Here is a 25,840-nt window from a genome sequence, read left to right on the forward strand (position 1 = left end):
CTTTCTCCGGAAAACCGGCTTTCCCCAAAACGGGAAGCCGGTTATTTTCTTTATGGAGATCGCGCTTGCCCCCCCGGAACAATTCCTTTAATATCCGCCGTTGTGACTCAACCCGCCCACATCGTTCCCGCGAGTCAGTCTGTGGAAGGCATGTATGCCGACTACTTTCTGGATTACGCCTCGTACGTCATTCTGGAACGGGCCGTACCCAAGATTAATGACGGGTTTAAACCTGTGCAGCGCCGTATTCTGCACGCCATGGACCGCCTGGACGACGGGCGTTATAATAAAGTGGCTAACATCGTGGGAGACACGATGAAATTCCACCCGCACGGCGACCGTTCCATTGCAGACGCGCTGGTGGGGCTGGGACAAAAAGGGCTGCTTATCGACACGCAGGGAAACTGGGGCAATATTCTGACAGGAGACCCCGCAGCGGCCTCCCGCTATATTGAAGCCCGCTTCACCTCCTTTGCGCGTGACGTAGTATTCAGCCCCAAAGTCACGGAATGGCAGCTTTCCTACGACGGCAGGAACAAGGAACCGGTCAGCCTCCCCGTCAAATTCCCCCTCCTTCTCGCTCAGGGGGCGGAAGGCATTGCTGTGGGACTTTCCAGTAAAATTCTCCCCCACAATTTCAATGAACTGATTGAAGCCTCCATCGCCTACCTGCGCGGCCAGCCCTTCCAGCTTCTGCCGGACTTCCCGACCGGAGGCGTGATGGACGCCACCAACTACCGTGACGGGGAACGCGGCACGGGCCGCGTCCGCATCAGGGCGCGCATCCTTACGGAATCGAAAAAACTTCTCCGCATCACGGAAATCCCGTTCGGCGTCACCACGGAAATTTTAATTGATTCCATTGTCTCCGCTGCGGAAAAGGGAAAAATTAAAATCGCCCGCATTGAGGACAATACGGCCCAGCATGTGGACATTCTGGTCCATCTCCCGGCCGGGACGGACCCGGAGCAGACGAGGAAAGCCCTGTTCGCCTTCTCCGCCTGTGAAGTCAGCATCTCCCCGAATGCCTGCGTCATTGTGGAGGAAAAACCCAGGTTCATGTGCGTCAGCGACATCCTGCGCTACAACACGGACTCCACCAAGGAAATCCTGCGCCAGGAGCAGGAAATACGCCTCAGGGAACTGAACGAGGCGTGGCACCAGGCAAGCCTGGAAAAAATATTCATTGAAAACCGCATCTACCTCTCCATTGAAGATTCCGAAACGTGGGAAGACGTGCTCGGCACCATTGACCGGGAATTGCAGCCGTTTGCATCCCAACTGCGCGCGCCCATTACCAGGGATGACCTGGTAAGGCTGACGGAAATTAAAATCAAGCGCATTTCCAAATTTGACGCCTTCAAGGCGGACCAGCACATCCGCCAGCTTGAAGAGGACATCGAACAAACGCAGAAGAACCTCAACCAGCTTACCAAATTCACTATCCGCTGGTTTGAAGCCCTGCGTAAAAAATACGGCGCCGCCTATCCGCGGAAAACGGAAATTTCCTCCTTCGGTTCCGTAAACCGCGCACAGGTGGCCGTGGCCAATGAAACGTTGTATATTGATGAAGAAGGCTTCGCCGGCTACGGCGTCAAGAAGGGGAATCCCGTCTGCAAATGCTCTACGCTGGATGACGTGTTGATCATTGACAATGCAGGGGTGCTCAAAATCGTGCGGATTCAGGACAAATTTTTCGCCGGTAAAAATCCCCTTTATATTTCCGTCATCAAAAAAGGGGATGACCCCGTGTTCAACCTGATCTACCGGGACGGAAAAGACGGCCCCGTGTACGCCAAGCGCTTCCGCATAGGAGGGTTCACCAGGGACAAGGAATATCCGCTCACCCGGGGCGCGAAGGGAACGCGCATCTTCCATTTCTCCGTGCATGAAACGGAAGAAAACAGTTCCCAGATAAGCGTAAACGTTTACCTGAAAGCCGTTCTGAAACTCCGTAACCTGATCAGGCCCTTCCACTTCGCGGACCTGAGAATCAAGAACCGCGGAGCCCAGGGAAATATCATTACCAGGCATCCTGTGGAACGCGTCTCCCGCATCATGCCTCCGCCCAGATCCGGAAATGAGGAAACGGAGGGACAAACAACCGCTCCTTCCGCAACAGCGGAACGCCCGGAAAGCCCCCCCTCCACGGAAACGCTGCATACGGAAACAGCCCCCCATTTGGAGGAACCGCCAGCCGATCCGCCGCTGGAACAGGGCTCCCTGTTTGACTCCTGAAGCGTGGTGAATCGCTAAAATGGAGACATCCATGCCTGCCGATCCATTTTCGGCTTGCCACAACGGGCCATCTTCTGTAGATATGGGCACCTCATTACCATGCCGCTTTAGCTCAGTGGTAGAGCACCCGCCTTGTAAGCGGACGGTCGTCAGTTCAAATCTGACAAGCGGCTCCATCATAACCCGCTCAAGGTCAACCCTTGAGCGGGTTGCTTGTTGTCAGACGGGCGTCATTGGCCGTTCCCGCGAATTCCGGCGTGCCGCTTTTTAACGTTCATTATTCGTTAATATTTCCAGCGGAATGCAGCAGCCGACGGAAATAAAGCAGATGCAACATCTGACAAGAGCATCATTCCACTCACGGCCATATCCGTCAGCTTCCAGCAGCGAAGGGTCACTCCACTTTTGGAGCGGTAAGGAGGTTCCGTTGGCAACAACGCTGCCTCAGGAAGCCGTTTTCCCCCTTGAATACGCCTTTATTGCCGTTCCGCCCAACTGAAACCATGATTCGACCCAATGAACACTACAGAAAGAACCATGGCTGCGGCCACCCTGCGCCTGGAAGACGCCCGCGTCACCGGGCCGGATTCCCTGCGCGTTTCCCGCCTTCCCGCCGCCGACAAGGGCGGCAAGTGGGAGATTTGCGGCATTTGCGACGGCATTGAACCGGCCGCGTTTAACAGATTGAAGGCCCTGCTGGATGCCGGGAAACGTGAAGAGGCCTGGGAAGGTTGTCTCCAGTACGTGCTGGATAACACCGCCGCCGTGCGTTCCTGGCTGGGTTCCGACGCTTTTCCGGGCGTTGAATTCATCCTGCGGGATCATTTTTTCAATTCCGGGAGCAGGAATACCGGGAAGATTTTGCAGCGCGCTCTGAATGTCCACGGAGCCGGTCTCACGGTGGACGGAATTCCGGGAAAACAAACCCGTCAGATGTTGCAAACCGTTCTCGCCCGGACTGGAGAGTCCGCGTTTCTTTCCACTCTCTATGAACAGCGCAAGTCATTTTACCATTCTTGCAAACAGTTTCCCGTGTTCGGCACAGGCTGGCTGAACCGCAGCAATGAGGCGTACCGGTTCGCACAATCCCTGGTTTAGGGGGAACCTGCAAAAAACTCCCGGAAAAGGAGGGCAGGAGAATTCAATCATCGTTGCGGCAACCTGCTTCCATGACATCCGGGCAAGGAAAAGCCTCCGTGCGGACATCCGCACGGAGGCTTCCTTTTCATCAACAGGATCAGGAAAACGCCCCGCCTCCCACAAACGCTCCCAGCAGACGGCAGAACCGGGAAGCAGGCAATTTTACCAATCTACCGTCCCCCCGCTTGCCATGCTGGGTCAGAATCCAGGGCAGGGAAAAAATCTCCCGTTCATAAGCCAGCAACTCCCGTACATCTCCCGCCAGGAAATGGAGATGCCAGGCATCACACCGGCCCGGTTCAAACCGGAAGCGGACATCGACAATCTTTCCGAAAGGCGCGGAGGAATCCACCCTGCGCGCCATCAGGACAAGTTTGGGAGTACGGATATAGACATCCTGGAAGCGTCCGTCCTCCTCCATTTCCTCCACCTTCCGGCCTGCAGCCAAATAATAGGAGGCGGCGGCAAATAAAGCGTTCATAACCAGATTTTATGCCATCACATCCGCCCTGGGCGCTGAATTGATCCCCCCGGAACGGCTCCTGAAAAGCCGTTTTTCCTGAAAACGCCGGGGCAAAAGATCGGACGGCGCCTAGTCACTTGCCCTGCCGGACTTTCCAGATAACCGGAGGGATCTCCGTTTTCGGCTGTTTCTGGAAGTAGGACAGATGCCCCGGTTCCAGCACCAGGCAGGAGCCGTCCCCGCATATCCGCGCCCGCTCCGCAGTCACGTCTACGGTATGCCCGCAGCCGGAGAGGAGGGAGGACGCCGCATAAGCCGCTCCGGCCAGAACCACCCACAAGAGCCGTTCCCACCAGGTCAGTCCGGGGCGGGTTCCGCTTTTTTCATAAGCGTCTTTCATGCCCTGTTTTCCTGCTTCCAGAGCTGCTTTCTTTTGTTCTTCCGTCAAATTGAGTTTCATTTGAAAGAGGGGGTGAGAGGTTCCAGGAATTCTCGCGCGTATTGCGCCGCAACGACTCCGCGGGAGAAAACGGCGTCACGGCCGGACTGTTGATTGCTATTCATTTTGTTCATTTTTTTGTTCATTTCCCGGAAACGGGCCTTCGCCGGAATGGGGCCGGCCCAACGGCATCAGGCCGCTCCCGGACACAAACCATCCTTGCCCTCCCCCAGGGACGGGAGCAACACGCCTGACACGTCCGGAAACAGGAAATATTCCGCCAGATGCAAACGCCGGAATTTCCGCCGCGGATAATAAAATACCCTGTTGAAAACGGAACCGGTTCATGCTAGTCTCTTCCCTGCTATGGCAAAACCGGCTCTGGGGAAAGGCTTTGACGCCCTTATCAATCAAAATCTGTCTCGTGAATCCTTGGCGGCTCCCCAGGCGGGAGACGTTGTGCATCAGCTATCCCATGCCGCCATTATTCCCAGCTCCCTGCAGCCGCGCGCCATCTTCACGCCGGAGCAGCTGGCGGAACTTGTAGATTCCATCAAGGAACACGGCATTATCCAGCCTCTGATCGTCCGTGAAACGCAAAGCGGCAAATATGAACTGATTGCCGGAGAAAGGCGCTGGCGCGCCTCCGGCATCCTGGGGCTGTCCACCGTGCCCGCCATCATCCGGGAGGCTTCCGACAAAGACGTGCTGGAACTGGCCCTGATTGAAAACCTCCAGCGGGAAAACCTCAGCCCGCTGGAAGAAGCCGCCGGCTACATGCGCCTGAAAACGGAGTTCCGCATGAAACAGGGAGACATCGCCAAACGCGTAGGCAAATCCCGCGCCGCCGTGGCCAACAGCATGCGGCTGCTCGATTTGCCCCAGCCGGTTCAGGACATGCTGGGCAATACCTTTATCAGCGTAGGGCATGCCAAGGTGCTTCTCTCTCTTAAAAACAAGGATCAGCAAATCCAGCTTGGGCGCGACATCGTCAACAAGGGCTACACCGTCCGCCAGACGGAAAAAGCCATTCAGAAGATTCTCAACCCGCCGGAGCCGGCTCCCGCTAAAAAGCCGTCCTCCCCTCAGTACAAGAAAATTTCCGGCATTCTCGCCAAACAATTCGGAACTCCGGTGAACATCTCCGGCCAGGGTAGCCGGGGTTCCATCGAAATCACCTTCTCCAGCAAAGCGGAATTCATCCGCATTCTTGAGCTTTTGGGCCAGGACGAATGGCCTGATTCCAAGTAAATTTCCTTCCCCCTTTTTTCATGACGCCCCGCATCGGACTTATCCTGTTTACGGCCCTGCTGATGCAGTGCGAAAATCCCGTAAAAACGCCCCTGCCCGGCGCGGAAACCATTCCCGCGCAGATCCGGCAGACGGACTGTTTCAATGGAGGAAACGCTCTGTTCCACGCCGCGCGGATAACGGAAATGGGGAACCGCGCTTCAGGCACCCCCGGCTACCGCAGGCAGATAGACTACCTGAAGGAGGAACTGGCCAAATACGGCTGGACCTGCCGGGAACAGGGTTTTGAGAAGGAAACGCCCCAGGGTCCCGTCCGCTTCGTCAACCTGAGGGCCCGTTTTGGCAAGACGCCCAATTTCCTGGATCCGGTGCGGGGCCTGCTGACCTGCCACATTGACACCAAGCAGGGCATTGACGGATTCACCGGAGCCAATGACGGGGCCTCGGGAGCTGCGGCCATTCTGGAAACAGCCCGCATTCTGTCCGGAGAACCCGCACGCGCCGGAAATTTGGAGCTTGTGTTTTTTGACGGGGAAGAAAGTTTTGCGGAACATATGGACAGCGACGACGGGCTGTACGGTTCCAGGCATTACGCCTCCGCCATGCAACAGCCGCTCCCCAAATGGATGATCAATCTGGACATGGTGGGGCGGCAGGGTAAAAAGATACGCATCCCGTCCATGACGCCCCAATCCATGTACCGGGTTTATTCCCGCGCCATCCGTGACCTGGGTTATTCCACGGAGGAATGGGGGGTATCCGGCTATGCCATCCTGGATGACCACGTTCCCTTCATGGAACGCGGCGTGGATACGCTGAACCTGATTGACGATTTCCAGGACGGCAACTGGTGGCACACTTCCAAAGACAACATCGGCATTCTGGGAGAAAAATCCTTCCAGCAAACCGGGGAAATGACCCTTCATATCCTCCGGCAACTGCTGCCTGACCAGCCCGCCACCTGACCAGACAGCTCTGACCCTCCAATTATCCCTATCCCGCCATGTCCTTCAACTCTCCCTGGCTGCTGTGGGCTCTCTTTGCAGCCTCCATTCCCATCATCATCCACCTGGTCAACCGGTGGCGGCATCGTTCCATCCCCTGGGCGGCCATGGAATTTCTGCTTCGGGCGGCCAGGGAAACACGCGGAACGAAAAAACTGCTGCACTACCTGATTCTGGCGCTGCGCGTGATGGCCGCAGCTGCACTGGTGACGGCTTTTGCGCGGCCCCTGCTTGGAAGCTTCTTCGGCTGGGGAAGCTCCGGCTTGAACGAAGTCCTGCTGGTTCTGGATCGTTCCGCCTCCATGGATGCCCGTCCGGATAAAACCAGCTCCCTGCGGGATGCCATCCCCCCTCTGGTGGAAACCACTTTCGCGCAGCTCGGTCACTGCCGCCTTTCCCTGCTTGATTCCGCCACCGGAACCGTTACCCAGATTCCCGCTCCGGAAGCCCTGGCGGACCTGACTGTAAGCAAGACGACGGATGGCGGCGCAGATATTCCGGCACTTCTGCAAAAAGCCATCCCGTACCTGGAAGAATCAGGCTCCGGAAAAACGGAAATCTGGATTGCCTCGGACATGCAGGCCTCTTCCTGGAAGCCGGACTCCCCACTCTGGCCCGGTGTGCGCCAGAGGCTGGCCGCTCTGCCTCTGCCCCCCTCCGTCCGCATCATGGCCCTCCGCGACAGGCCGGCAAGCAACCGCGGCATCAGAGTCCGTCAGGCTCAGGTGAACAACGGAAAACTGGTGCTGGACCTGGAAGTGCTGCGCCAAGGGTTCAACCCCAACCAGCCGGAGAACGTGCCGGTGCAACTCTCCGTGGACAACTCATCCGCCTCCTCCACGCTGCAACTGGCAGGGGAAAGCGCCTCCATCCGGAAAGAGATCCCCCTGCCGCAGGGCAAGGAATCCGGCTTCGGCTTCGTTGCGCTGCCTCATGACGACTTCACCAGGGATGACATTTCCTTCTTCACCTTCGCCCCCAGGCCTCTCGCCAACATCCTGATTTTCGGCCCTTCGGGAGAAGTGGGGAAAACCCTTTCCCTGATGTCCGCCCCTCCCGGCCTTACCAACAGGAAAGCCACGATGCCCGGCAATACGCGGGAGGCTCAGTCTCATCTGGCCACCCAGTCCATGGTCGTCTGGCATGGGCCGCCTCCGCGCGCGGAAATGGAGAAAAAACTTCAGACCTTCATTGAAGAAGGAGGAATAGCCCTTTTCCTGCCTGACGACACGGAACACGGAACACGGCATTCCTTCCTGGGCGTTTCCTGGGGCGCAACGGAGACGGCTGCGCCCGAACAATACTACCGTCTGGAAACGTGGGACCGGCAAAGGGGATTCCTCCGCGACGGTTCCGATCAAACGCCCATCCCCGCCAACCGTCTCCGCGCCGTGCGCAGGAAGCCCCTGCTGGGCAAATACCGTACCCTGGCCTCCTGGGATGACGGTTCCTGCGCCCTGGCCCAGGTCAGGGCCGGGACAGGTTCCGCCCTGTTCCTGGGGACGCTGCCCAGATATTCCTGGTCCAACCTGGCGGACGGCCACCTGCTGCTCCCCCTGCTCCAGCGTATGGCGGACCGGGGGGCGGAACGCTTTTCCACCTCCATTTCCCTCCGGGTGAATGACGCATCCCTGCCGCAATCCGCCACAGACACCCCCGTGCGCCTGGATAATGCCCAGGGGAGCCGCCCCTCCGGCTCTCCGGCCGATACGGCGGGCGTGTACCGCCTGGGAGCGCAGACCTACGCCGTGAACCGCCCCTGGACGGAAGACATGCCTGACCAGATTACGGATGAAAAACTCCACCTCCTTCTGCCGGAAGCTTCCATCAATTCCATGCAGAGTGCGGCGGAAGCCCCCTCCCTGGTGCAGGAAGCATGGAAGCTCTTCCTGTTCTTCTCCCTCGCCTGCCTGCTGCTGGAAGCCCTCCTGTGCCTGCCCGGGCAGACGTCCAAACGCCCCTCCCCCACCACCCGCCCATGAACCTGAGCCTTCACCCTACCGCATCAAGCGTCATCCTGACCGTCCTGGTTATGGCGGCCGGCATCTGGATAAGCCATATCGCCTGCAAACGCAACCGCCGGCCGCTGACATTCAAACTGGAAATCCTTCGCCTGGCAATCCTTGGCTTCATCTGCTTCCTGCTCTTCCAGCCGGAATGGGTCATCACCTCCGCCCCGCAGGAAAAACCCAAGGTTTCCATTCTGGAGGACCGCTCCGGCTCCATGGAAACGCAGGATGTGGAAATATCCCCCCAGCATGTCGTCACACGCACGGCCTACGTGCAGGAACTGCTCAAGGGCAACAGTACGGAATCCCTTAACGACACACATGTAGTGGAATACGCTACCTTCAGCGCATCTCCCTCTCCGGACTCCCCGGATTACGCCATGGCCGGTACAGACCTGGCCAAACCGCTGGAGGACGCCATGCAATCCTCCGACAATCTCCGGGCGGTCATCATGTTCACGGACGGCAGCCACAACACATCATCCTCCGTGCTGACGCAGGCCCAGCGCATGCGCACCAGGGGCGTCCCCCTGTTCATCATTCCCGCAGGCAGCCCATCCCCCCTGCCGGACCTGGCCCTCCAGGACGTGAAAGCCCCCACCTACGGCATCATTGGGGAAACAGTGCAAATACCCTTTACCATTAAAAGCACGCTGGGCAAGGAAACGCGCGCCACGCTTGCCATGACTTCCAGGGATACAGGAAAAACCGTCACCCGCACGGTCACTATTCCGGCCCAGGGGGAGGTGTCCGACGCCGTTCTGTGGAAAATAGAAAAAGAAGGGGCGGAAACGCTGGAACTCAAACTCCCCGTCCAGCCCCAGGAACGGATGCACAATAATAACGCCTCCTCCTTCAGCATCTCCGGCAGGAGGGAATCCATCAAAGCGCTGGTCATCGACACCCTGCCGCGCTGGGAATACCGCTTCATCCGGAACGCCCTGTACCGGGATCCCGGCGTGGACGTGCATACCCTGCTCTTTCATCCGGGACTGGAAGAAATGGGGGAAGGCCCCGGGTACCTGGTCAAATTCCCGGACAAGATGGAAGACCTGGCCCGGTATGACGTCATCTTCATCGGCGACGTGGGGCTGGGCTCCAAAGGTTTGACGGCAGAACAGGCCTCCCTGCTCAAAGGCATGGTAAAAAACCAGGCCTGCGGCATCGTCTTCCTTCCCGGCTATCAGGGCAGGCAAATGGAACTCCTGAAATCCGAGCTGGGAGACCTGATACCCGTTACATTCCTTAACGCCAAACCGGAGGGGACAACCCAGCCCTCTCCCTCCCCTCTCATCCTGACGCCGGAAGGCCGCGGCTCCCTGCTCACCATGCTGGCGGATACGGAGGACGAAAACGAAGAAGTATGGCGCAATCTGCCGGGCTTCAACTGGTACGCCCCCGTGGAACGGCCCAAAGCGGGAAGCACTGTCCTGGCCGTGCATGCGGCGGATAAGAATGCCTATGGCCGCATTCCCCTTATTGTCACCCAGTCTTACGGCCACGGGAAAGTCCTCTTCATGGGCACGGATTCCGCCTGGCGATGGCGGCGCGGGGTGGAGGACAAATACCATTACCGTTTCTGGAGCCAGGTAGCCCGCTGGATGAGTTACCAGCGCAACATGGCCGCCGGGGAAAGAATACGTCTGATTCCCACCCCGGAACGCCCCCGGCCGGGAGACACGCTGACCGTCACCGCCATGGTTTCCGACAAACTGGGGGCCCCCCTCCAGAATGGAGAGGTTTTCCTGGACATTACGGCTCCGGAAGGGAGCTCCAGCCGCGTGCAAATGGACACGATGGACCATACATGGGGCTCCTTTACCGCCTCCGTTAAAATCAATCGCCCCGGCACCTGGAAACTCACCGCTTCATCTTCTGCGGAACCGGATAAATCCGTTACGCTTTCCGTCATCACCATGAGTGAAACGCTGGAAAAAATCGGCAGCCCCGTCAATACCGCGCTCATGGAGGAAATGGCCTCCATCACACGCGGGCGCATGGTGAAAGCTGAGGAAATACAGCGGCTCATTAAGGAAATCAGGGATCTCCCGGTGCCGCCGCCCATGGAAACGCGCATCCTGCTCTGGTGCAGCCCGTATACGCTCTTCACCCTTCTCCTTCTGCTTACCCTGTTCTGGATAGGGAGAAAACTCAACGGCACCATTTGAACCGCAGGTTTCCCGCATCTGCCCGGCAGGGGTTTTCCCCTTCCTTTCCCGTCATTTTTCCGCGGACTTCCCGTCCGCGGCAGCAGAAGCCGGCTGAGAAAATATCAGCCTCAATCCCATTTTTTTCCAAGCGGCCGCCATTTCCCCCTGTACCTCTTCCGGAGTTTTGCCATCCAGCAAAACAGCACGCGCCTTTCCGCCGCCCTCCGCATCACGGACCTTCAAATAGCTTCTGAGGCGCTCCGCCTTTCCGTTCCCTTCCAGATGGCTCCAATAAACCATCCATAACAAATCGGCCCAATACTGAAGCTTTCCTTCCCTGGTGGGAACGCCATGCTCCGCGGCGGAATGCGCGGCATCCCTGTCCAGCATGTCCGCCAGGGCCGGCAAAGCCTCTCTGCCCGTGCGGACGGCGCGCGGAACCCTCGTGGCCAGCCTTTCCGGAATCTTCCGGAATACCAGCGCTTCCTTCTCCATGGGAAGAAAAGCCATGTACGCGGAAAAGCCGTCCACCAGCCAGTGGTCCCAATCCATGGACTGCGCCGCCCAGTGCGTGGCGGCAAAGCGCGGATCCAGTTCATCCGGTTTCAGCAGCCTTCCCTTTTTATCGCGCAACAACAGGGCCGTAAAACTGGTAGGGGAAAACTTGAGATGCCCGTTCCGCAGGCCCGGCGCCCCGTTGAAATCCTCTTCCCGGAAACATACCCTCACCAGATACTTGCGGGAAGGCCGGCGGGCCACCGCCAGGTTCAACGGAACAGACGCCAGGGCAGACAGAACGGTTTCAAAGCGCCGGGCCAGGGCCATACGCTCCGCTTCCGGCAGCTTTCCGGGAGACTCTATAATGAAATGATCCGTTTCATACACGCTCAATTCCTCCGTCTCCTGTACGGTTTTCACCAGCAGGAAACCGGGAACGGCCACCCTCTCCGGCCAGGGAACATCCCAATTCGGCTCCAGAGGAACGTATCGGCTGCCGGAATCTCCCTGCGCAGGAGGGTTCTCCGCCCCTGCATCCGTATCCGGAAGCGTCCCGTCAGACTTTGCCCATTCCAGAATATATTCCTGATCGGCTCCGGAAAAAATATTCCGGGGAACAACCACCACGCGCCCGTCCTGAAGCTTCAAATCCACCTCCGCATCACGGACGGCCACCAGCACGGCTACGACGGTAGCGCCCCGGTCATTCGTCCAAATACGCGCCCGGGCGCTTCCAGCCAGGCTCAGCCCCGCCAATACGGACAGTATCTTTACAGGTACGGTCATAGGGTTCCCTTTGCCCGCACAAGCTATCACATTGTCCCGCAGACGCAACCCTTTTTCCATCCCCCTCTCTTCCGGAACCTGTTCCTTGAAAAGAATATGGGAAAGGAATCCTCCGCAGCCTGTCCCCCGGAGGGGTTGACACGCTCCGGCAAAACCCATAATCTTAGGGAAGGAAGGAAAAGAAAGCATGCATATCAGTCCCCTCAGAAAAAATATTCCGTTGACTGTCGTCACCCTGGCGGCCCTGGGCATCATGTTTTTCCTGTTCTTCATGCATCCCGCCTCTACGGAAGAATCACTGGAATTCTATGCGCCGGACGGCAACATCGCAGGCTCCTTCCGGGTGGAAATCACGCATGCGCCTTCCAACCCCGCCTATACGGAAGTAACAATCATCCCGGAAGATATGGAATCCTTCCAGCGGTTTTTGACCCAGTTCCGCAATAAACCCGTTACCGCAAAAATTCCTTCCTGCGGCAGCCACATCATTGTTCCGGGCCGGGACATGCAATACGACGGCGTCCTGCGCCTGACCGGACATTGAGAGGGCGGGCAGACAAAGGCCCTCTTAAAGTTGTTCCCCTTTTCCCACATCCTTCGCCCACTTCCGGGCCAGGAAGGAACAGACCATTAACTGGAGTTGGTGGAACACCATGATGGGAATCACCAGCAGTCCGATGGGGGCTCCGGCAAAAATCACGTTCATCATCGGAATGCCGGTAGCCAGGCTCTTTTTGGAGCCGCAGAAAATAATCGCAATGCGGTCCTCGCGGGGAAAATGAAGCCTGCGGGAAAGGAAAGCCGTCAGCCACAGGGCCGCGGCCAGAAGGAGGCCGCAAAAAGCCAAGACCTCCACCAGGGAAAGCCAGGGCAGATTTTTCCATACGCCGTTAATCATCGCATGGCTGAATGCCGTGTAAATAACCAGCCAGATGGTGCTGTGGTCTGTCCAGGAAGTAAGGTTCCGGTGCGCGACCACCCATTTGCCGATCCAGCGCTGGGCGAACTGGCCGGCCACAAAAGGCACCAGAATAATATAGCAGATGTTCAGGAAAGTGGAAAAATCCACGCCTCCTTCCCCTCCGCGGGACCACACCAGCCCCACCAGCAAGGGGGTGAGGAACACCCCCAGCAGGCTGGAAACGGAGGCGGAGCAAATGGCCGCGGCCACATTGCCGCCCGCCATGGAAGTGAACGCTATGCTGGACTGCACGGTGGAAGGCAGCATGCACACGTACAGCATGCCCATGCACAAATCCGGCCCCAGCACACGACTCCACAAGGGCATGCTGACCATGCCCAGCAGGGGGAAAATGACAAAGGTGCTCGCAGCCACCAGCCCCTGAAGGCGCCAGTGCATCAACCCTTCCCATACGGAACGGCGGGAAAGCTTGGCCCCGTACAGGAAAAAAAGCAGAATGATGGCTGCATCGCTCAAGCGGCTGAACACTGTATCCCATACTCCGGAACAGGGAACCAGAATCCCCGCGCCCACACTGACGATGAGGCCGATAGTGAAGCGATCCAATTTGGCAAGGAATCCCGGCATGGAAAAGGGAAAAAGGTCAATGCCGCCTCCGGCGTTCTATTTGAAACGCACAGCATGCTTCTTGCTCAGGCGCAGGACGCTGCCCGGAGCCAGTTCCAAAACGGCGGAGGGATCTGTCATTTTCACATCATTCAACTGGATGGCGCCGGGCGCGAAATGCTCCTTGCGGAGAACACCATTGGATTTTTTCACCTGGAAAACGTTCTCAAACAGGAAGGAGACCAGGGCCAGGGCATTCATGCCGGCAGGCAGGACGGCAATCTCCACTTCCGGCAAATCCGCGGCGGCCAGATCCCTCTTGGAAAAACGGGTTTCCCAGTCAGAACGCGCGGCATCCGCAGCGGCGGAATCATGATAGCGGGCCGTGATTTTCCAGGCCAGGAGCTTTTTGGCTTCCATCGGATGCAATCCCATGTCCCGCTTCTCGCCCAGCAGCACCAGGTAATAGCGGTCCATCAGTTCGTCACTGGCGCTCATCATCTTGCCGAACATCATCTCCGGCGCCTCATCCACGCCCACGTAATTCCCGTAGGACTTGGACATCTTCCGCACGCCGTCCAGACCTTCCAGAAGAGGCATCGTCATGGCGATCTGCGGCAGCATGCCTTCCTCCTTCTGAAGGTCGCGGCCCACCAGAATGTTGAAAAGCTGGTCCGTCCCGCCCAGTTCCACATCCGCGCGGATTTCCACGGAATCCCAGCCCTGCATAATCGGATACTGCATCTCATGCAGACGTACCTCCCTGCCGCTCTCCACACGGGCCTTGAAATCCTCCCGGGCCAGCATCTGCTGCATGGTCACGCGGGAATTAAGCCTCAGCACCTCCTCATACGTCATCTTGCGGAACCAGTCCCCATTGTACACGATCTCCGTTTTGTCACGGTCCAGAATCTTGAACGCCTGCTTGGTATATGTCTCCGCATTCTCCAGCACCTGTTCACGGGAAAGGGGGGGGCGGGTCACGGAACGTCCGGAGGGGTCGCCGATCGTGGCGGTGAAATCCCCGATGAGCAAAACAGCCTGGTGGCCAAGTTCCTGGAACTGGCGCAATTTCTCAATAGCCACGGTATGGCCCAAATGGATGTCCGGAGCAGTAGGGTCCACGCCCAGCTTCACGCGCAGGGGGCGGCCCAGCTTGAGGCGCTCCTTCAGCTCTTCGCGGCTGATCACGACGGCGGTACCGCCCATCAATATGTCTAATTGCTCATCTATAGTCATTGATCTGGCGCATAGAGTGCCGGGGGCGCCGCGCCTTTTCAAGCCTATATCCTGTGCACGGCTCATCGAACGCGATCAGGGAGTTCCCGCCACCGGTCCCGACAGGAGGAAAAAGGAACGGAAGAACAGGAGCGGATTCCACCCCGGAGAGCGGAATAAACGACACCCCGGTGCAGGATTTTTCCCCGCGCGGCCCTCCCGCCTGTTCCATATCACAAGAATGATACCCGGCCTCCTTCCTGCTGCGGAAACTCCCCGCAAACTCTACAGAAGCTGGTACAGGCGGGGATAGGAAGCGTGGTTGGCGGTTATGTAATGCGGGCGCGGCTTGGGAACCGGCCTTGTCCGCCCGTGATTCCATCCGTCACGATCATGATGATCATGGCGCGGCGGCCCGGAACGGTAATAATCATGCTCGTGGTGGCGGTGGTGGCAGCCTGCGGCCAGAACGATTGAGGCCGCCGCGGCAAAAACAGGAATTATGTTCATCTTCATCTTTCTTCATGGTAAGACAGCCCGGCGACGGGAATGCGAACGGAAAAAGTCTGTCACCCGAGCAAACGCTCCCTGTTAACGAAGAAAACGGCCCCCAAGACACATAAAAACGCCCACAGGTAATCCCACTTCCATTTTTCTCCGATGTAGAACAGGGCGAAAGGAATAAACACGCACAGGGTAATCACCTCCTGCATAATCTTGAGCTGGGCCACGTTAAGCCCGCCCGCACTGCCCAGGCGGTTGGCGGGAATCATGAAGCAATATTCAAAAAACGCCAATCCCCAGCTCATCAAAATAATCATCAGCAGGGGCTTGTCATCCGCCCCGGAACCCTTCTTCAGATGGCCGTACCACGCCCACGTCATAAAAACGTTGGAGACCACCAGCATGGAAATCGTTAACGCAATCTTCATGATTTTTACTTAAAAATATCAATCCCTGGAGGACTTGGGATCCAGGGCGTCCCGCAGTCCGTCCCCCAGGAAATTCAGCGCCAGCAGGGTAGCTGAAAACAGGAGCGCCGGGAACAGAAGCAATTCCGGACTAACCTCCATGCGGTCCGCACCTTCCTTAATCAGCGTTCCCCATGAGGAATTGGGAGCCTTCACGCCCAGCCCCAGAAAGGACAGAACGGCTTCCAGCAGCATGATGCCGGGAACAGCCAGCGTCGTGTACACGATGACGGTTCCGAACAAATTCGGAGCAATATGGCGGAACAGAATTTTCATGTGACCAATGCCCAGGGAGCGGGCGGCTTCCACGAACTCCTGCCCTTTCAGCTCCATCGTCTGCGTGCGGACAATGCGCGCCAGCGTCAGCCAGCCCAAAGCGCCGATGGCGATGAACAGGGGAATTAGCCCGGTCATGGGGCTCACCATTTCCACAGACCAGCCCGTCATGCCGGAAACCCACTGCGTCAGCCTCCGGGCCGGCTCCTCCACGGATAGGGAAAAAATAATCACCAGCACAATGAACGGCAGGGCAAAAAGCACATCCACCAGGCGCATCATCAGGGCGTCCAGCCTACCTCCGGCATAACCGGAAACCAGTCCGTACGCCACGCCGATCACCAGGGAAACGCCCGTGGCGACCACGCCCACCAGCAGGGAAATGCGGCCGCCGTACAACACGCGCGCCAGCAGGTCCCGCCCAAGCTGGTCCGTGCCGAACCAATGCCCCCAGGAAGGACTTTCCGCAATCCGGGACAAATCCTGCACATTAGGATGCGGAAGCCACGGCAGCAGGGGCCCCAGAAAACAGGCCGCCGCAATCAGCGCCAGCGCCAGCAGGGAAAACATGGCCGCCCGGTTGCGGGAAAGACGCAGAAAGGCGTCCTTCCACAGGGAGGAACCCTGTTCCTCCGTCCTGTTCCATCCTCTTCTTCTCATGATTCTTTTCTCAATCTCGGGTTGACGGCCATTTGCGCCAGGTCCACACCCAGATTGGCCGCGACGATCAGAATACCGTAAAACAGAACAAGGCCCTGGATGAGAAAATAATCCCGGTCCGTTGTCGCGTTCACGAAATGCTGGCCCATGCCGGGAACCTGGAAGCAGGTCTCCACCACAAAAGAACCGGTAATCATGGCGGCAAAAGCAGGCCCCAGATAGGAAAGGGCCGGAATCAGGCCGCCTCGCAAAGCGTGCTTCCAAACCGTACGGAAAGGCCCCGCCCCCTTGGCCCGAGCCGTCCGGATAAAATCCTGCCCCAGCACTTCAAGCATGCCGCCGCGCGTCAGGCGCGCCAGATATGCGGCATTCACCAGACCCAGCGTCAAAGCCGGAAGCACCACGCAACCGGGAGAATCCCATCCGGCCACGCTCAAGCCGGGCACATGCATGCCCAGAGCTACGCCCAGCACCGGAGCCACGACAAAGGCGGGAATGCAGATGCCGGCCATGGAAACCAGCATCACCCACCAGTCCATCCACCGGTTCTTGTACAGAGCCGCCACGATTCCGGCGGGAATCCCTGCCAGAATGGAAATAGCCATGCCTATGACGCCAAGCTGAAGGGAAACAGGAAATGACTGGCCGATCATATCCGCCACGCTGACGCCTTCCTTCACCAAAGACGGTCCCAGGTCGCCATGCGCCAGCATATTCCACCAGTAACGCCCGTATTGAACCAGGGAGGGCTGATCCAGCCCGTAACTGGCCTGGAGCTGCTGGAGGACATGCTCCGGCAGCTTCTTTTCCCCCATGAAGGGGTGCCCCGGCAACAGGCGTATCAGGAAAAACGTCACGGTCTCCAGCACCAGCAGGACCAGAAGCCCCTGCCCCAGGCGTTTCAGAATCATCCTGGTCAAGGCGCGGCCTCCTTCCCATGTTCCCGGTCGGCGTCCAGGCTGATATCCTCAAACAAATGGTTGTCCAGCAGCAGGGGACGCCACCCACGCACCTCCGGCCTCTTCAAATAGGACCGTTTGGCCCAATACAGGGGAATCACCGGGGATTCGGAAAGCATCAGCGCTTCCGCACGGGCCAGCAGGGCCATGCGCTTCTCCTGGTCTCCCGTGGCGCGGCTCTCCGCCAGCAGGCGTTCATACTCCGGATGAGACCAGCCCGTATTATTGTTCCCGGAGGCGGAACCCCACAAATCCAGAAAACTGGAAGGGTCCAGATAATCCCCGGACCATGAGGAGGAACTAAAATCATACTGCATGGAATTCTGCGCGAACTTGTAGGCCGTCCACTCACAGGAACGGATATCCACATGAATCCCCAGATGCTTTTTCCACATGCCCTGGATGGCTTCCGCCATCGTCTTCTGAACTTCGCGGGATGTAGTCATCAGCTCCAGCCGGGGAAACCCCTTCCCGCCGGGAAAACCGGCCTGGGCCAGCAGGGAACGCGCTTTCTCCGGATTGAACTCCACCCCATGCGGCGTCTTGTATCCGGCGCCGTCCGGCGTAAAGCCGAAGCACGGCTGGCCGCCGCCGCACACCACATCCCGCACCAGGGCCTCCCGGTCCACCGCCAGGGAAAGGGCCCGCCTGACCCGGGCGTCATCCAGAGGCGCACGCGACGTATTCAGACGGTAAAAAATAGTCACGTAATAATCATCCTGGCAAAAATCATCGCCGCCGCGCTCCCGGGCGTAAGCCGTCATCTCCGGAGGCACGTTGTTGGTGACATGAAGCTTGCCGTTGAAAAACATGCGGGTTTCTGTAAAGCCGTTCACGGTAGGAAGAAAACGGACTCCATTCAGCCGGACGGCGGAAGCGTTCCGGTACCGGGGATTGCGGCGCACCTCCACATAATCATTGAACCGGTGCTCCGCCATGAGAAAAGGTCCGTTCCCTACGGCCGCTCCGGGCCGCATCCATCCCCCCGTCCTGTCCAGCATGCCGCCGCGGGCTTCCACGGCATGGCGGGGAACCGGGAACCAGGTGCAGTGAAGCAGCAGCAGGGGAAGCTGGGGCATCGGGGAACGCAGCTCCATCTCCAGGGTATAATCATCCGCGGCGCGCACGCCTACGCGGGCTTCCTCCCATAAATCCGGCTTTCCGGCCCGGACATCCTCCAACATCCGCGCCGCAATCTTCCGCGCTCCTTCCTCCGGCATCCCGGCCGGCCACTCCATCAGGGAAGGATTATCCCGCAGAGCCTCCAGCTCACCGGCTCCCATGCCGTCCAGCCTCTCCCAATCCACCCCGGCCAACACTTTCTCATCCAACCCCTCTTCCCCGGCCAGCCGGGAACCGGGACCGCACAGCAGCAGGCTGCGCCTGTTCCGGTTATAGGCTTCCGCATTCTTCAGCGGATAAAGCATGTCCGCGTACCTCCCGCCAAACCCCGGATGAAGCAGGCGATGATAGGCATACACGAAATCATGAGCCGTCACAGGAACGCCGTCGCTCCACACGGTTCCCTTCCGCAGGGCAAAACGCCACTTGTCCGCCTCCGGACTGTGCGTCCACGACTCCGCCACAGCGGGATGAAAAACGGCGTCATCCCTGGAATCCCCGCGCAGCAGTCCCTCCATGACGGCATTGATCATCTTGAAATCGGAAACGGAAGTGGCGATGTGAGGGTCAAAACTCTGGGGTTCCGCATTATTGCCCACGATGAGCACCCCAGCCTCCTGCGCCCGTTCCACGCTGGAGCGCGTATCGCATCCGGCGAGCAAAAGCATCACACAGAACATCATGAACAGGCGCATGGCGGGATTCTGTCAGGTTTCCTTCCCATGCGCAAGGCTTCACGTCAAGAAATACGGCGGCAAATCCACAACGGCCGGAGCGCCCGACCAGGAGCGGAAGGCCCCCCGGAACCTTTATCCCGCCCGGCTCTCAGTTCTGCGGCTTAACAATATATTTTCTTTCGTACGATCATCATACACATAAAATTTCACGGAAAGAAAGAAGCCCCTCTTCCTTGTTGGTCTTTTATAAAACGGGGGGGTTTATCCTGTTCCCCCGGTTATTCCTCCTCTAAATCTTTCCCATGTTTAAATTCAAACACCGAACATCCCGTATCTTGACCGTACTCGTGGGGATAATCTCCATTCAGGCAGGAAATGCCGTCACCGCCTCGTGGCTCAGACCTTATATTAATGGTGAAGAAATAGTCGGAACTACGCTGGAAAGCCGTTACAGCGCGCCTGACGGAGAATCCGCCAATCCCGTAATCCGGTGGGAAAAAGCAGATGTCCGGGACGGAAAAACCGTAGTGGTTCAGCAGGGCCGTGATGCGGAATCCTACACCCTGACGGACAAGGATGCAGGAAAATATTTCCGGATTATTGTGGGCTGCGGAACCAAAGACGCGGCTGCCAGCCAGTGGATCGGCCCGGTCATCACGGAAAAACAGGCGGAAAGCATCAATAACCGTTTCCATCCCGGCAGGAGCTACCGGGAAAATGTGGACGAGCTTCAAAAAGAACTATCTGAAAAACTCCGAAACGCCGTATACTTTACCGTAAATACGGACAAGCTGCATGGAGCTCCCTGCGCGATGGCCGGAAATAAACGAATCCCTCTGCCCGAAGATATCAGACCTTTCCGGGAAAACGGGAAAATCTATATCAGCCAACCCTTTGTACAGGCCGTTTTCAACAGGGAACTGCCCGATGAAATCATGGAGGAAGCAGCCGGACAGAAAGCTTATGAAATAAATAATGTGGCCAGGGTTCTGCAACTCAACCTCTGGCTGGGAGACAAGGCAAAATCTCCCGTACCAAACTTTCGCATGCAGCCCATGGCGGAAGGGCTGGTGATTCTCTCTCCTGAAAAAGACATCTTCTCTCCAGTAGAAGACCGTGACCTGATTAATGAAGCCGTCAACGGACTCTTCGATTTCAAGGCCGATAATAAACAGTTAAAATGGTTTCGGGATGCCAAATTCGGCTTGTTTGTTCACTGGAACCCTTCTTCCCTGCTGGAACGGGAAATAAGCTGGGAACGCAATGCTGCGCGTCCCAAAGACAGCGCCAGCGGCCATAAAAATACTGTAGACTTTGAGTACGACTCCGCCCACCGCCGCTTCACCCCCAAGCAATATGACCCCAGAAAATGGATGTCCGTCGCCAAAAAAAGCGGTATGAAATATGCCGTGCTGACCACCAAGCATCACGACGGCTTCTCTAACTTCCCCTCCGACTACGACACATTCACCATTGCCGCCACTCCCTACGGCAAAGACATCGTGGAACAATTCGCGGCGGCAGTTCATGCGGCCGGGCTCAGACTGGGATTTTATTATTCTGGACGAGACTGGTACAATCCCTACTACCTGACCGACCAGCACTACCGCTATCTGGAATACTACTTCGGTCAGGTCAGCGAACTGCTCACCCGCTACGGCCAAGTGGATGTGCTCTGGTTCGACAGCCTGGGCAATAGCTCCCTCAACCAGTGGGATCCCCGCACCATGATGCGCCGCATCAAGCAGTACCAGCCGGACATTCTGATCAACAACCGCATGAACAGCACCCGCGGAGGCAATAAGGAACCGCTGCCCGACGACCTGAAAGGGGATTTCCTGACGCCGGAATGCAAGCTAGGCCCCTTCAATACTCAAACGCCCTGGGAAAGCTGCATGACCGTAGCGGATATCCCCGGCACCCGCTGGACGGGCAACTGGTCCTACACCTCCAAGGCAATACCCAAGCCCGTCGAAACCTCTATCAGATTCCTGATCAATAACATTGTCAAGGACGGCAACCTGCTTTACAACATCGGCCCCACTCCACTGGGAACATTTGATCCGAAACAGACTGAAACTTTCCTGTCCATGGGAAAATGGATTGCTCTCTACAGGGAGGCTATTTACAACACCCGAGGAGGCCCCTACAGGGACCAGCCATGGGGAGGCAGCTGCTACAAGGCGGATCACAACGGCAAAAAAACCGTTTATCTTCACGTCAGCCCGCTGATTGCCCGACAAGGAAAAGAGCTAAAGGGAAATACCTCCCTGTTCATCAAAGATATCGGGGAAAAATTCACGAGAGCGACCCTCATTGTGGACGGCATCGGAAACGGAAAAGCCGTCAGGCTTGAAAAGGAAGGAAACCAGTACAAAATCACTTTGCCAGAGGGTATCACCTGGGACAGGTTGGACACCGTCATCAAACTTCAATAACCCAACAGCATGCTATTCCCGCACTCTCTCCTGGACCGGATTTTTAATGCCGGAGAAGAGTGTTGCCGCCACACGACACTCTTGCTTAGCCCATATACCCGACCTGACGGAAGCGACAGCGAATCCTGCCTTTCATCACTCCCGCAGCAGGATGCGCCGGCAACACGCGCCGCAGGAAAACAGCGGCCTTCATAAGCCACCATGCCTCCTTTCCGTCATCCCTTTTGAGTAACCGGAGAAACAGAGGGAAAGCAAAAACCCCGCAACGGCAGAAAACCGTTGCGGGGCCGATTCCCAAATCAGGGGAAAGGAAAAAGCAGCTTTAATTATTTGCTCTGCGCTTTTTTGGCGGCGTCAATCTGGGCCTTGATCTTATCCTTGTTGGCAAGAACGCCGGCCTTGATGCGAGGGGCCTGCATCCCGACTTCCGTTCCCGGCTTCAATTCGGCCACCTTATCCAGAATCAAAACGGCGCCGTCCACATCACCGGTGGAATTCAGATAGGTTCCGAACTCCATCATCAGCAACTGCTGCTGTGTTTCCGGCAGAAGCTTGTCACGGTCGGGATACGCCTTAACCACCTGAAGGGCTTCCGCAGGCGTCGTCTTGTCCGTCAGCTTGCCGGCAAGATAATTCTGCACGTCCTTCTGTTCCTTTTTAAGCAGGTCAGCATGGGCGTCTGCGGCTTTCAAGCCGGACTTGTCCTCTTTGTCCAGCCTCTTGATTTCCGCTTTCACGTCACCATAAAAATTGTCCACATATTCCTGAGGAGCCAGCTTGAGCACTTCCATCAGAGCGGCAACCTTCGCTTCATCCGTAGCAGCCTTGGCGACATTCGCTTCCGCGGCGCTTAGCGCTTCCTTGTTCTTCAGGGCATCCTGCATGGCTTTCATCACATCATCCCCGGAACGCCCTCCAACAAATCCCCCAAAAGGCTTGCCGGAAGCGTCCGCAAACACAACGGTCGGGAATCCCCGCACGCCGTACTGCTGGGCAAGCTTTTCATTGGCGGCTTTCATTTCCTTGGACTGTTCCTTGCCGCGCGGATAATCCAGCTCCACCAAAACGAAATTTTTCTGTGCTTCCTTCTGGAAGTCCGGCTTGCTGAATACGTTGGCGCGGAGCTGCATGCAGGGAGGGCACCAGTCGGAACCGGTGAACTCGATCATTAAATCCTTTTTCTGTTCGGCGGCCTGTTTTTTGGCGGCATCCATATCGGTAATCCACCCTTCCGCGGCAAAACAGGGAGCGACGCAGGCGGCAACAACTACTGGCAGAATTTGTCTAATCATATCTACAATTTGATATTGTAAAATCGGACAGCCCGCGTCAATCCCTTGTTCAATAATTTTTGGAAAATTCCAGACGGAAAGCATTTCCCGGGAAAAAATGCTTTCCGGAAACCAAAGTCACAGCCGGGCCGAACCGAAGGGAAAAGGGTATTGTCACACAAAATCAGGGGTTGCCTTTCAGCCTGTTTTCACTTATGTACTGAACCTATCATGAATACGGTTTTAATCATTGGAGCAGGCGGCGTTGGACATGTGGTAGCCAATAAATGCGCCCAGCTGCCGGACATTTTTCAAAGCATTCATCTGGCCTCCCGCACGAAAAGCAAATGCGATGCCGTTGCGGAGGACGTACGCTCCAGAACGGGCGTCAGCATCACTACCCATTCCGTAGATGCGGACGACGTGCCCGCCACCGTGGCCCTCATCCGGGAAATCAAGCCGCAGCTGCTGATCAACGTGGCCCTGCCCTACCAGGACCTCACCCTGATGGAAGCCTGCCTGGAAACCGGAGTCAACTACCTGGATACCGCCAACTATGAACCCCGTGACGTAGCCAAATTCGAATACTCCTGGCAATGGGCGTACCAGGAGCAATTCCGCAACGCCGGGCTTTTCGCCCTGCTGGGTTCCGGCTTTGACCCCGGCGTCACCAATGTCTTTACGGCATGGGCCCTCAAGCATCACTTTGACGAAATCCATACGCTGGACATCATTGACGTCAATGGCGGCAATCATGGCAAGGCTTTCGCCACCAACTTCAACCCGGAAATCAACATCCGGGAAGTAACGGCGCCCTGCCGCCACTGGGAAGACGGAGCCTTCCGGGAAACCGCCCCCATGAGCATGCACCGGAGTTTCGCCTGTCCGCAGGAAGTGGGCACCTATGAAATCTACCGCATGTACCATGAAGAAATGGAAAGCCTGGTCAAGCACATCCCCACCATCCGCCGGGCGCAATTCTGGATGTCCTTCTCACCGAACTACCTCAAGCACCTGGAAGTGCTTCAGAACGTAGGCATGACCCGCATTGACCCGGTCATGTACAACGGAATTGAAATCATCCCGCTGCAATTCCTCAAGGCCGTACTGCCGGACCCCGGGGACCTGGGCAAGACGACCAGGGGAAAAACCTGCATCGGCAACGTCATCACCGGAATCAAGGACGGCCAATTCAAGGCTGTGTACATTTACAACATTTGCGACCATGAACAATGTTTTGAAGAAGTAGGTTCCCAGGCCATTTCCTATACTACGGGGGTTCCGGCCATGATCGGCGCGGAAATGATCCTTACGGGCAAATGGACTGGCGCGGGAGTCTTCAATATGGAACAAAATGATCCGGATCCCTTCATGGACGAGCTCAACAGGCGCGGCCTCCCCTGGCACTGCGTTGAGCTCACGGAAGAACAGGCCAAAATACTGAAGGTCAACCAGCAATAAATTTCAGCCAGCGTTATAGGCATCATCAAAGCCGGACATTGAATTTCCAATGTCCGGCTTTTCCGTTTTCAGCGGGGAACAGAATTCCCCAGGACAGCACGTCAACGCCTGCCTCCGGGCAAAAGAAAAAGCCCCGGACGGCATCTTTCCGCCTTAGTCATAATTTTCTGGCGGGAAGAGCAGGCAGGTTGTAAAAATCCAGTGCCATGAAATATCTTGCGTTATTTCTCATGTTCCTGCTTCAGCCGGCACTGGCGGAAGATACAGCCCCATGGAAAATCGCGATCATCGGCGATACGCACGACTCCCCCAAGCGCATGGAAGGAAGCGAGGGAGTAGCAGTCAACTTCATCAAAACCCTCTATGGGGAAATCCTGAAACACAACGTGGACATGGTCGTCCAGGTAGGGGACATGGCGGATATTGAAGGAAGCGCCCCCGTCAAGGGTCTGTCCAAACGCAAGGAACTCAACAACATTCTGAGGGAAAAAGGCATCCCCTTTTACGCCGTGCGCGGCAATCATGACTCCCTTCCTTTCCGGGCGGAACAATTCCGGGAACTCTTCCTGCCTACGCGGAAGCAGGGCGCCCAAGGGCTGGCCACCAGAAAACTGAACTACGGCATCCGCCATAAAAACGCTTCCCTGTATTTCATGGATATTGACCTCACCCCTGACCAGCTCGTGGACTTCAGCGCATGGGTCAAACGCAACAGAAGCAAGGCCAACACCGTTCCGCGGCACTGCCTGGTTTTCACCCACCGCACCCTGCAAACGCCCATGCAATTCCGGGAATGCCTGTGGGGCCGTTACAATGACAGCGCGGCGGAACAGCAAAATATCTTTTACCGTAATCTCCGGAATGCCGGAGTGCGCTTCGTCGTCACCGGGCACCTGCACGCCCATGACCTGTATATAATTACCTCCCCGGACGGGAAAAACACCCTTACCTCCCTGATCTGCGCCCCCGCGGGAAACAAGGTGCTCCCCATTCCCTTTTTGCCGCCGGCAAAATCCCGGGTAAAAACCCTGCAATACCGCTCCGGCATCACGGCCTACTATATCCTGACCATTTACCCGGATTCCATGACCCTGGACACCTACGCCGCCCCCAACAACGGCATTACCGACGAAGGCCCCCAAAGCGGAGAGTTCCACAAATTGAACTCCTACGCAATTCCCATGGATTAGAACATACAGCTTCCCCTGTTTCTTCCATAACGCGGCATCCCGGAATCTGCCTGTTCCCGTCTGCCATGCCCCCTGGCGTCCCTGGTAAAAC

Annotated in this window: 21 protein-coding genes and 1 tRNA gene; 11 read left to right on the forward strand and 11 right to left on the reverse strand. The window is 57.2% G+C overall.

Features of this window, described 5'->3' with window-relative positions:
* Positions 1 to 102 precede the first annotated feature (102 nt).
* The 3 genes from B3075_RS06425 (at position 103) to B3075_RS06435 (ending at position 3,336) form a co-directional block, all read left to right on the forward strand.
* Complete coding sequence (locus tag B3075_RS06425) at positions 103 to 2,238, forward strand: DNA gyrase/topoisomerase IV subunit A (RefSeq protein WP_290487659.1); 2,136 nt, start codon at positions 103 to 105, stop codon at positions 2,236 to 2,238.
* A gap of 101 nt (positions 2,239 to 2,339) precedes the next feature.
* Positions 2,340 to 2,414: transfer RNA gene (locus B3075_RS06430), tRNA-Thr, on the forward strand.
* 340 nt (positions 2,415 to 2,754) lie between these two features.
* Positions 2,755 to 3,336 (forward strand): putative peptidoglycan-binding domain-containing protein, encoded by a 582-nt coding sequence (locus B3075_RS06435; protein ID WP_290487661.1) that lies wholly within the window; start codon positions 2,755 to 2,757, stop codon positions 3,334 to 3,336.
* Positions 3,337 to 3,475: 139 nt separating this feature from the next.
* Here B3075_RS06435 and B3075_RS06440 read toward each other — a convergent pair whose 3' ends face one another.
* Both B3075_RS06440 and B3075_RS06445 read right to left on the reverse strand, forming a co-directional pair.
* Positions 3,476 to 3,859, reverse strand: a complete 384-nt coding sequence (locus B3075_RS06440) for a hypothetical protein (RefSeq protein WP_290487663.1) — start codon at positions 3,857 to 3,859, stop codon at positions 3,476 to 3,478.
* Positions 3,860 to 3,974: 115 nt separating this feature from the next.
* On the reverse strand, positions 3,975 to 4,301 hold the full coding sequence (locus B3075_RS06445) for a hypothetical protein (RefSeq protein ID WP_290487664.1): 327 nt from the start codon (positions 4,299 to 4,301) through the stop codon (positions 3,975 to 3,977).
* Between the two features lie 345 nt (positions 4,302 to 4,646).
* On the opposite strand from B3075_RS06445, the gene B3075_RS06450 reads away from it, so the two are divergent.
* Genes B3075_RS06450 through B3075_RS06465 form a run of 4 tightly spaced genes read left to right on the forward strand, consistent with a single transcriptional unit; the run spans position 4,647 to position 10,712 of the window.
* Positions 4,647 to 5,531, forward strand: a complete 885-nt coding sequence (locus B3075_RS06450) for a ParB/RepB/Spo0J family partition protein (protein WP_290487665.1) — start codon at positions 4,647 to 4,649, stop codon at positions 5,529 to 5,531.
* A 20-nt stretch (positions 5,532 to 5,551) separates the two neighbouring features.
* On the forward strand, positions 5,552 to 6,496 hold the full coding sequence (locus B3075_RS06455) for a M28 family peptidase (protein WP_102748987.1): 945 nt from the start codon (positions 5,552 to 5,554) through the stop codon (positions 6,494 to 6,496).
* Positions 6,497 to 6,534: 38 nt separating this feature from the next.
* Positions 6,535 to 8,517: a vWA domain-containing protein gene (locus tag B3075_RS06460; RefSeq protein ID WP_290487667.1), complete on the forward strand. Its 1,983-nt coding sequence runs from the start codon at positions 6,535 to 6,537 to the stop codon at positions 8,515 to 8,517.
* Positions 8,514 to 10,712 carry a hypothetical protein gene (locus B3075_RS06465; protein WP_290487668.1) on the forward strand — a complete coding sequence of 733 codons (2,199 nt, stop codon included), beginning with the start codon at positions 8,514 to 8,516 and terminating at the stop codon, positions 10,710 to 10,712. Before B3075_RS06460 ends, B3075_RS06465 begins: the two co-directional genes overlap by 4 nt.
* Before the next feature lie 51 nt (positions 10,713 to 10,763).
* Here B3075_RS06465 and B3075_RS06470 read toward each other — a convergent pair whose 3' ends face one another.
* A complete protein-coding gene (locus B3075_RS06470; protein WP_290487669.1) occupies positions 10,764 to 11,978 on the reverse strand; it encodes a hypothetical protein in 1,215 nt (404 codons plus the stop codon).
* Positions 11,979 to 12,165: 187 nt separating this feature from the next.
* Here B3075_RS06470 and B3075_RS06475 point away from each other — a divergent pair, with 187 nt between their 5' ends.
* Complete coding sequence (locus B3075_RS06475; protein ID WP_094135651.1) at positions 12,166 to 12,522, forward strand: hypothetical protein; 357 nt, start codon at positions 12,166 to 12,168, stop codon at positions 12,520 to 12,522.
* A gap of 24 nt (positions 12,523 to 12,546) precedes the next feature.
* On the opposite strand, the gene B3075_RS06480 is transcribed toward B3075_RS06475, so the two are convergent.
* From B3075_RS06480 to B3075_RS06510, 7 genes are all read right to left on the reverse strand, one after another.
* Complete coding sequence (locus B3075_RS06480) at positions 12,547 to 13,527, reverse strand: bile acid:sodium symporter family protein (protein WP_290487671.1); 981 nt, start codon at positions 13,525 to 13,527, stop codon at positions 12,547 to 12,549.
* 36 nt (positions 13,528 to 13,563) lie between these two features.
* Positions 13,564 to 14,745 carry a tyrosine--tRNA ligase gene (gene tyrS / locus B3075_RS06485; RefSeq protein ID WP_094135647.1) on the reverse strand — a complete coding sequence of 394 codons (1,182 nt, stop codon included), beginning with the start codon at positions 14,743 to 14,745 and terminating at the stop codon, positions 13,564 to 13,566.
* A 264-nt stretch (positions 14,746 to 15,009) separates the two neighbouring features.
* Positions 15,010 to 15,234, reverse strand: coding sequence for a hypothetical protein (locus B3075_RS06490; RefSeq protein WP_128804681.1), 225 nt, complete (start codon positions 15,232 to 15,234; stop codon positions 15,010 to 15,012).
* A 59-nt stretch (positions 15,235 to 15,293) separates the two neighbouring features.
* Positions 15,294 to 15,659, reverse strand: a complete 366-nt coding sequence (locus B3075_RS06495) for a DMT family protein (protein ID WP_164917489.1) — start codon at positions 15,657 to 15,659, stop codon at positions 15,294 to 15,296.
* A 15-nt stretch (positions 15,660 to 15,674) separates the two neighbouring features.
* Entirely contained in the window at positions 15,675 to 16,631 is a 957-nt protein-coding gene (locus tag B3075_RS06500) for an ABC transporter permease (RefSeq protein ID WP_094139822.1), read from the reverse strand.
* Positions 16,628 to 17,542 carry an ABC transporter permease gene (locus tag B3075_RS06505; RefSeq protein WP_290487722.1) on the reverse strand — a complete coding sequence of 305 codons (915 nt, stop codon included), beginning with the start codon at positions 17,540 to 17,542 and terminating at the stop codon, positions 16,628 to 16,630. The genes B3075_RS06500 and B3075_RS06505 overlap by 4 nt, the downstream gene beginning before the upstream one ends.
* 5 nt (positions 17,543 to 17,547) lie before the next feature.
* Positions 17,548 to 19,407, reverse strand: coding sequence for a peptide ABC transporter substrate-binding protein (locus tag B3075_RS06510; RefSeq protein WP_290487675.1), 1,860 nt, complete (start codon positions 19,405 to 19,407; stop codon positions 17,548 to 17,550).
* Positions 19,408 to 19,724: 317 nt separating this feature from the next.
* Between B3075_RS06510 and B3075_RS06515 the strand changes: the two genes are divergently transcribed.
* Positions 19,725 to 21,827, forward strand: coding sequence for an alpha-L-fucosidase (locus B3075_RS06515; RefSeq protein WP_290487677.1), 2,103 nt, complete (start codon positions 19,725 to 19,727; stop codon positions 21,825 to 21,827).
* Positions 21,828 to 22,153: 326 nt separating this feature from the next.
* On the opposite strand, the gene B3075_RS06520 is transcribed toward B3075_RS06515, so the two are convergent.
* Complete coding sequence (locus tag B3075_RS06520) at positions 22,154 to 23,119, reverse strand: thioredoxin family protein (protein ID WP_287161786.1); 966 nt, start codon at positions 23,117 to 23,119, stop codon at positions 22,154 to 22,156.
* A gap of 210 nt (positions 23,120 to 23,329) precedes the next feature.
* Between B3075_RS06520 and B3075_RS06525 the strand changes: the two genes are divergently transcribed.
* Both B3075_RS06525 and B3075_RS06530 read left to right on the forward strand, forming a co-directional pair.
* Complete coding sequence (locus B3075_RS06525) at positions 23,330 to 24,559, forward strand: saccharopine dehydrogenase family protein (protein ID WP_290487680.1); 1,230 nt, start codon at positions 23,330 to 23,332, stop codon at positions 24,557 to 24,559.
* A 206-nt stretch (positions 24,560 to 24,765) separates the two neighbouring features.
* Entirely contained in the window at positions 24,766 to 25,749 is a 984-nt protein-coding gene (locus B3075_RS06530) for a metallophosphoesterase family protein (protein WP_290487682.1), read from the forward strand.
* Positions 25,750 to 25,840 lie beyond the last annotated feature (91 nt).

The organism is Akkermansia sp. UBA7090 (genome assembly GCF_002493465.1).
In the GTDB taxonomy this organism is placed as follows: domain Bacteria; phylum Verrucomicrobiota; class Verrucomicrobiia; order Verrucomicrobiales; family Akkermansiaceae; genus Akkermansia; species Akkermansia muciniphila_A.

What these genes read in the sequence shown, in the direction of transcription:
- B3075_RS06435 (WP_290487661.1), top strand. Translation starts at nt 2,755, where the DNA reads ATGAACACTACAGAAAGAACCATGGCTGCGGCCACCCTGCGCCTGGAA.
- B3075_RS06440 (WP_290487663.1), bottom strand. Translation starts at nt 3,859, where the DNA reads ATGAACGCTTTATTTGCCGCCGCCTCCTATTATTTGGCTGCAGGCCGG.
- B3075_RS06445 (WP_290487664.1), bottom strand. Translation starts at nt 4,301, where the DNA reads ATGAAACTCAATTTGACGGAAGAACAAAAGAAAGCAGCTCTGGAAGCA.
- B3075_RS06450 (WP_290487665.1), top strand. Translation starts at nt 4,647, where the DNA reads ATGGCAAAACCGGCTCTGGGGAAAGGCTTTGACGCCCTTATCAATCAA.
- B3075_RS06455 (WP_102748987.1), top strand. Translation starts at nt 5,552, where the DNA reads ATGACGCCCCGCATCGGACTTATCCTGTTTACGGCCCTGCTGATGCAG.
- B3075_RS06460 (WP_290487667.1), top strand. Translation starts at nt 6,535, where the DNA reads ATGTCCTTCAACTCTCCCTGGCTGCTGTGGGCTCTCTTTGCAGCCTCC.
- B3075_RS06465 (WP_290487668.1), top strand. Translation starts at nt 8,514, where the DNA reads ATGAACCTGAGCCTTCACCCTACCGCATCAAGCGTCATCCTGACCGTC.
- B3075_RS06470 (WP_290487669.1), bottom strand. Translation starts at nt 11,978, where the DNA reads ATGACCGTACCTGTAAAGATACTGTCCGTATTGGCGGGGCTGAGCCTG.
- B3075_RS06475 (WP_094135651.1), top strand. Translation starts at nt 12,166, where the DNA reads ATGCATATCAGTCCCCTCAGAAAAAATATTCCGTTGACTGTCGTCACC.
- B3075_RS06480 (WP_290487671.1), bottom strand. Translation starts at nt 13,527, where the DNA reads ATGCCGGGATTCCTTGCCAAATTGGATCGCTTCACTATCGGCCTCATC.
- tyrS (WP_094135647.1), bottom strand. Translation starts at nt 14,745, where the DNA reads ATGACTATAGATGAGCAATTAGACATATTGATGGGCGGTACCGCCGTC.
- B3075_RS06490 (WP_128804681.1), bottom strand. Translation starts at nt 15,234, where the DNA reads ATGAACATAATTCCTGTTTTTGCCGCGGCGGCCTCAATCGTTCTGGCC.
- B3075_RS06500 (WP_094139822.1), bottom strand. Translation starts at nt 16,631, where the DNA reads ATGAGAAGAAGAGGATGGAACAGGACGGAGGAACAGGGTTCCTCCCTG.
- B3075_RS06505 (WP_290487722.1), bottom strand. Translation starts at nt 17,542, where the DNA reads ATGATTCTGAAACGCCTGGGGCAGGGGCTTCTGGTCCTGCTGGTGCTG.
- B3075_RS06510 (WP_290487675.1), bottom strand. Translation starts at nt 19,407, where the DNA reads ATGCGCCTGTTCATGATGTTCTGTGTGATGCTTTTGCTCGCCGGATGC.
- B3075_RS06520 (WP_287161786.1), bottom strand. Translation starts at nt 23,119, where the DNA reads ATGATTAGACAAATTCTGCCAGTAGTTGTTGCCGCCTGCGTCGCTCCC.
- B3075_RS06525 (WP_290487680.1), top strand. Translation starts at nt 23,330, where the DNA reads ATGAATACGGTTTTAATCATTGGAGCAGGCGGCGTTGGACATGTGGTA.
- B3075_RS06530 (WP_290487682.1), top strand. Translation starts at nt 24,766, where the DNA reads ATGAAATATCTTGCGTTATTTCTCATGTTCCTGCTTCAGCCGGCACTG.